Genomic DNA, 5,495 nt, shown 5'->3' on the forward strand with positions numbered 1-5,495 from the left:
CTCTGAGCGTGGGACTAACGAAGCGCATAATCGAATGATCCGCCGCGATGTACCCAAGGGTCTATCCATGGATATTTTGGGTCCTCATGATATCCAAGCAGTTGAGTCAAAGCTAAACAATTTACCGCGCCGGCAAACTGGCTATCAAATACCCAAAGAGCTTTTCTCCGCTGCTTCCGCCGGTTAAGTTAAATCCATAAAATATGAATATTAATGAAAATACTGATTTAATAGGATTTATCGTGTGGCTAATTTGTTCTTGCAATTTGGGAAATAATTCTTGTTTCTGTTTACTCATTATAATTCACCCCACTGAATTAAAATCTGACCATCAAAATAATTTTATCTGATTGTAAATATATTAAGTCACTTTTAAAATTAATTAGATTACTTTTAGAAAAAGCAACTACTCGTATTACTAATTTCATTATAATCTATTCCGATAAAAATATCTCACCAACTTTTGATGAATTTCTTTATCATTTTTGACTTTATCGCTTATAAAGCTTAACCGCTTACGTTTTCAATGAATTCGTTTTACCTATCTATAATTAGCGATTTGTTATAATAAGCATGACAAATAATTCAAAATCCGTTCCGATTAAAGTCAAAATAAAGCGCTTATCTATTATCGTTATTAAATACAAAAAATATTTTTGTAATACGGTGTAGTTTGAAAATTACTTTGATAAATTTGCGGCTAACTATCTAATTTTTTGATATTGTGTTCATCTAATACTTAGACTAACTTGACAAAACCCTGAATCTTTAATACACTGAGTAACAATTGTTTTAATCAGGTGTCCAGAGAGGTCAGCCCATGCTGCAAGCTGACTCACTTGAATGGCGTTGTATGAAGGTTGATCGCATTATAGATCATTAGAGGCAATTCAATGAATTGTGAAACTTGGGTGGAACAGCGTTAATCAAACGCCCCTAGTGCAAAGATATCTGCACTAGGGGCGTTTTTAATTACTATAAAATACCTCGGTCAGATATAAAAATCAAGAAACAGAGGAGGATCCACTTATGCAAGATCCACAGAAACTATCCCGTTCGTTGAAAAGTCGGCATATCCAAATGATCGCCATCGGTGGCGCTATCGGTACTGGCCTTTTCTTAGGCTCAGGTACTGCAATCCGTGCCGCTGGACCCGCAATTATTTTATCGTATCTGATCGTCGGTATCTTTTGCTTTTTCCTAATGCGAGCGATCGGTGAACTGTTACTATCCGACACCAGTAAGAGTTCATTCCTAGATTTCGTCAAACTCTATCTAGGCAAGCGCATGGAATTTGTCGCTGGCTGGACTTATTGGTTTTGTTGGATCAGTCTAGCCATGGCGGATTTAACCGCCAGCGGTATCTACGTTAAATATTGGTTCCCAAGTTTTCCTCAGTGGGCTACGCCATTGATCATCATTCTATTGCTGCTACTGGTCAATCTAGTCAATGTTGGTTTGTTCGGTGAAATGGAATCCTGGTTCTCAATGATCAAAGTAGTGGCGATTTTGGCGTTAGTGGTCGTCGGCATTGTTCTAGCGATCATTCATTTTCCGGTACATGGTGGCGGGACCGCTGGCTTTAGTAACTTGGTCAGTCATGGCGGCTTCTTTCCAACTGGTGCCATTGGCTTCTTTATGTCATTTCAGATGGTAGTTTTTGCCTTTGTTGGTATTGAAATGGTCGGCCTAACCGCTGGTGAAACGACTGATCCTAAAGTCAACCTACCTAAAGCAATCAACAGTTTACCAATTCGGATCGGCCTCTTTTACATTGGATCAATGGTCGCCATCATGAGTGTTTACCCATGGAATCACATCACCACGACTACCAGCCCCTTTGTTCAAGTTTTTTCTAGTATCGGTGTTGTGGGTGCTGCTGGGATCCTTAACTTTGTCGTATTGACTGCCGCAATGTCAGCTACCAACAGTGCCATTTTCAGCACTAGTCGCACGCTCCACGCACTAGCCCGCAGCGGTAATGCACCGAAACAGTTTACTAAGCTTGGTCGCAACAACGTCCCTAATTTAGCGTTACGCTTTTCTTCTGCTATTCTATTCGTGATCGTTATTCTAAATTATCTGATGCCGGCTAGTATTTTCAATTTAATTTCAGGCGTTTCTACAATCAATTTCGTTTTCGTATGGCTGATTTTATTATGGTGCCACGTTAAATATCGCCAGAAACAGCCAGCTGGCTACGCTGCTTTCAGTATGCCGGGATATCCGGTAACAGATTATATCAGTATCTTTTTCTTCACCGCTGTGCTAATTTTTCTATTATTTGATTCTAGTACAATGTTATCGGTGATCATTGCTTTGATCTGGTTTATCCTTATGTTCGTTGTTTACCAAGTTATGCAAAAATCGACCCGCAAAGCTTAAATTAAAAGCCAACCACTGAAGTGAACCCCAAATATTGGACGAAACTTTAAGCAACTTTCTGGGTGGTAAGAATTCGGTATTTAACCGGACTCTTACCACCCAGTTTTGTTTTAATTCTAGAAAAATTATAATATTGAATCCAGCTCGATATTGCTGAAGTTAACTCTTCAAGCGTATTGAGCTCTTTTTGATAGTACACTTCTGCTTTCATTATGTGAAAGAAGCTTTCCATTGCGGCATTATCTAAACACGTTGCTTTTCGAGACATACTTTGAAAAATTCGATGTTTTTTTAAAATCTGAACCCAACGAAAATTCTGATATTGGAATCCTTGATCTGAATGGATCGTTGTGTGATAACCTAACTGCTTGGGAATGCAATCGATTGCTGACTCTAAAACCCTCATCGTGAATGCCACAGTTGGATTTAAAGAAATATTATAGCTAAGTACTTCACCAGAAAACAAATCATAGATACACGTAAAATAAGCACGCTCTTCAATCGTTTTCTTGCCCCAACGAATTTCAGTAATGTCTGTCGTTAATTTTTGATAAGGACGATCTGCCATGAACCGCCGGTTAAGTCTGTTTTTCGCAATAGTGCCAACCGTTCCTTTATAAGAATTATACTTTCGAGTTTGTTTACTAAAGGCAGTCGACAGTAGGTTCAATTCTCGCATCAAGCGTAATACTTTCTTGTGGTTAACGACTATACCCATTTCGCGTAATTGCCCAGTAACCTGACGATAACCCGCCGCAGGAGCCTTAGTCTTGAAATCAGTAATTGTTTGTTTAAGTCCTGCGTCTTTGTCGCTATCAACGGCAACGTGACTTACAGCGTAGTTGTATGTACTTTTGGCCATTCCAACTACTTTGAGGATCTTGACAAGCTTATAGCTCGACCTTAATTTTTGGATGATTTGTGCTCATCGTCTTGTTGTGATCGAACCAAGGCCTTCAATTTTTTTAGATATTCATTCTCAATCTTTAGTAATTCGTTCTCTTCGCGTAATTGTTCTAGCTCACTTTGCTGCTTAATTTTCTTGTTTTGTTTATTCCTTGGCATTAGCTTTGGTTGCCCCTTACCACGATACAAGGCCTCAACACCACTGCTTTCGAAAGTACGTTGCCATTGCCAGATCGTGGATGGCGCGGAAATATCGAAGTTAAGGGCAGTTTCAGTTAAGGACGCTTGGTTCGTTTTCATCCATTTTAAAACATTTACCTTAAAGGAGCCATCATAAACTTTTTCTGGTCTTCTAACTTCAAGTCCTTCAGTACCGAAATATTGATATTGTCTGACCCATTTATTAACGGTTGTATGACTTTTAATCCGGTATTTACGAGCGATTAACTCGAGTCCTAGCGAAGTGGTCAAATAATCTTGAACAACCTTAAACTTAAATAGTTTAGTGTATTTTGTCATAGTAAAACCCCCGGTATTGGATTTGGTCCAATACCGGGGGTTCACTTCACACTTCAAAATAGTGGTTGGCTTTTAATTTATTTTTTATTTGATAGCGTACTATCATATTTCAGACAATGTGGATTCCATTTCTTAGACACCCAGCTAAAGCTACACCATCAACCCAAAACGAGTCCCCAATACCCTTTTTACGCCGCAGAGTATTGGTAACTAAAATTACGTTTCCCTGGCTTCCCAACACTTCAATTAGCAATACGATTTCATTAATATCGGGTGAGGAATTTTAATAGCTCTATACTTTATCCTGTTGATAGATTGACCACAGTGTGCCCAGAATATCTAAATCGTTGTACTTTGTATACGTATAAATAAAAAAAAGAACCTCGCTAAACGTTGATTTAACGGGATTCCTTAATTTTAGGTTTTGTCCTAGTTTGTATCTTGATACCGGCGATCGGGGTCGAACCGATACTCCCGTGAGGGAACTGGATTTTGAATCCAGCGCGTCTGCCAATTCCGCCACGCCGGCATAATATATTATGCTCACTTAAAAGTATGGTACCACACCTTTATAAACAACAAAAGGCGGTAACCGGATTTGAACCGGTGATAGAGGTTTTGCAGACCTTTGCCTTACCACTTGGCTATACCGCCATCATCAAGGTCCAAATACCTTGAAACTTTTAACTGGGATAGCTGGATTCGAACCAGCGCATGACAGAGTCAAAGTCTGTTGCCTTACCGCTTGGCTATATCCCAATGTGATACAAGGGCGGTATGTGGGAATCGAACCCACGCGTGCCGGAGCCACAATCCGGTGCGTTAACCACTTCGCCAATACCGCCATGGCAGGGATAGTAGGAGTTGAACCCACATCAACGGTTTTGGAGACCGTGATTCTACCATTGAAATATATCCCTATTATAAAAAATGGAGGAGAGTGGATTCGAACCACCGAACCCGAAGGAGCGGATTTACAGTCCGCCGCGTTTAGCCACTTCGCTACTCCTCCATAATGGCGCGGGACAGAATCGAACTGCCGACACATGGAGCTTCAATCCATTGCTCTACCGACTGAGCTACCGAGCCATATGAAAAATAATAAATAACCGGTCCCAACGGGACTCGAACCCGTGATCTCCTGCGTGACAGGCAGGCGTCCTAACCAACTAGACCATGGAACCATTGCTGATGGAGGTTACAGGGATCGAACCTGTGACCCCCTGCTTGTAAGGCAGGTGCTCTCCCAGCTGAGCTAAACCTCCATATGACCCGTACGGGATTTGAACCCATGTTACCGCCGTGAAAGGGCGGTGTCTTAACCACTTGACCAACGGGCCAGCATAGCTGACGGAGAGTAAGGGATTCGAACCCTTGATACAGGTAATACCCATATACATGATTTCCAATCATGCTCCTTCAGCCGCTCGGACAACTCTCCATGACTCGACTCCGGCTGTCGGACTCGAACCAACGACATTCTGATTAACAGTCAGACGCTCTACCAACTGAGCTAAGCCGGAATAATAAAATAGTGTGGCAACGTCCTACCCTCGCAGGGAGTGCTCTCCCAACTACTATCGGCGCTAAGAAGCTTAACTACTGTGTTCGACATGGGAACAGGTGTATCCTTCTTGCTATCGCCACCACACCACTTTCTGAGAACGTTACGCTCTCAAAACTGG

2 protein-coding genes, 12 tRNA genes, 1 rRNA gene and 1 pseudogene are annotated in these 5,495 nt (G+C 41.3%); 2 read left to right on the forward strand and 14 right to left on the reverse strand.

Annotated elements, in window-relative coordinates:
• Nucleotides 1–187: pseudogene (locus EKM76_RS12580) on the forward strand (IS30 family transposase); the annotation flags it as partial.
• A gap of 842 nt (nucleotides 188–1,029) precedes the next feature.
• Complete coding sequence (locus EKM76_RS12585; protein ID WP_125550949.1) at nucleotides 1,030–2,385, forward strand: amino acid permease; 1,356 nt, start codon at nucleotides 1,030–1,032, stop codon at nucleotides 2,383–2,385.
• Nucleotides 2,386–2,431: 46 nt separating this feature from the next.
• On the opposite strand, the gene EKM76_RS12590 is transcribed toward EKM76_RS12585, so the two are convergent.
• The 14 genes from EKM76_RS12590 to rrf all read right to left on the reverse strand — a co-directional run bounded on the left by EKM76_RS12590 (nucleotide 2,432) and on the right by rrf (nucleotide 5,461).
• Nucleotides 2,432–3,810 (reverse strand): IS3 family transposase gene (locus EKM76_RS12590; RefSeq protein ID WP_386794852.1). Its coding sequence is split into 2 segments (ribosomal slippage): nucleotides 2,432–3,312 and nucleotides 3,312–3,810, totalling 1,380 coding nucleotides; the frame shifts between segments, so codons are not numbered across the junction.
• Between the two features lie 445 nt (nucleotides 3,811–4,255).
• A tRNA-Leu gene (locus EKM76_RS12595) sits at nucleotides 4,256–4,339 on the reverse strand.
• Between the two features lie 54 nt (nucleotides 4,340–4,393).
• Nucleotides 4,394–4,464, reverse strand: a tRNA-Cys gene (locus tag EKM76_RS12600).
• Between the two features lie 33 nt (nucleotides 4,465–4,497).
• Nucleotides 4,498–4,569, reverse strand: a tRNA-Gln gene (locus EKM76_RS12605).
• Nucleotides 4,570–4,581: 12 nt separating this feature from the next.
• Nucleotides 4,582–4,654 (reverse strand) — tRNA-His (locus EKM76_RS12610).
• A gap of 2 nt (nucleotides 4,655–4,656) precedes the next feature.
• Nucleotides 4,657–4,730 (reverse strand) — tRNA-Trp (locus EKM76_RS12615).
• Between the two features lie 11 nt (nucleotides 4,731–4,741).
• A tRNA-Tyr gene (locus EKM76_RS12620) sits at nucleotides 4,742–4,822 on the reverse strand.
• A gap of 4 nt (nucleotides 4,823–4,826) precedes the next feature.
• Nucleotides 4,827–4,899, reverse strand: a tRNA-Phe gene (locus EKM76_RS12625).
• A 21-nt stretch (nucleotides 4,900–4,920) separates the two neighbouring features.
• Nucleotides 4,921–4,994: transfer RNA gene (locus EKM76_RS12630), tRNA-Asp, on the reverse strand.
• 8 nt (nucleotides 4,995–5,002) lie between these two features.
• Nucleotides 5,003–5,075, reverse strand: a tRNA-Val gene (locus EKM76_RS12635).
• Between the two features lie 3 nt (nucleotides 5,076–5,078).
• Nucleotides 5,079–5,150, reverse strand: a tRNA-Glu gene (locus tag EKM76_RS12640).
• Between the two features lie 11 nt (nucleotides 5,151–5,161).
• Nucleotides 5,162–5,251: transfer RNA gene (locus EKM76_RS12645), tRNA-Ser, on the reverse strand.
• 9 nt (nucleotides 5,252–5,260) lie between these two features.
• Nucleotides 5,261–5,333: transfer RNA gene (locus EKM76_RS12650), tRNA-Asn, on the reverse strand.
• Nucleotides 5,334–5,344: 11 nt separating this feature from the next.
• Nucleotides 5,345–5,461, reverse strand: a 5S ribosomal RNA gene (gene rrf, locus EKM76_RS12655).
• Nucleotides 5,462–5,495 lie beyond the last annotated feature (34 nt).

Origin of the sequence: Loigolactobacillus zhaoyuanensis, from assembly GCF_003946385.1 — a bacterium.
GTDB lineage: Bacteria > Bacillota > Bacilli > Lactobacillales > Lactobacillaceae > Loigolactobacillus > Loigolactobacillus zhaoyuanensis.

Excerpts from the sequence above, each read along its gene's own strand:
- EKM76_RS12585 (WP_125550949.1), top strand. The coding sequence starts at position 1,030 with ATGCAAGATCCACAGAAACTATCCCGTTCGTTGAAAAGTCGGCATATC.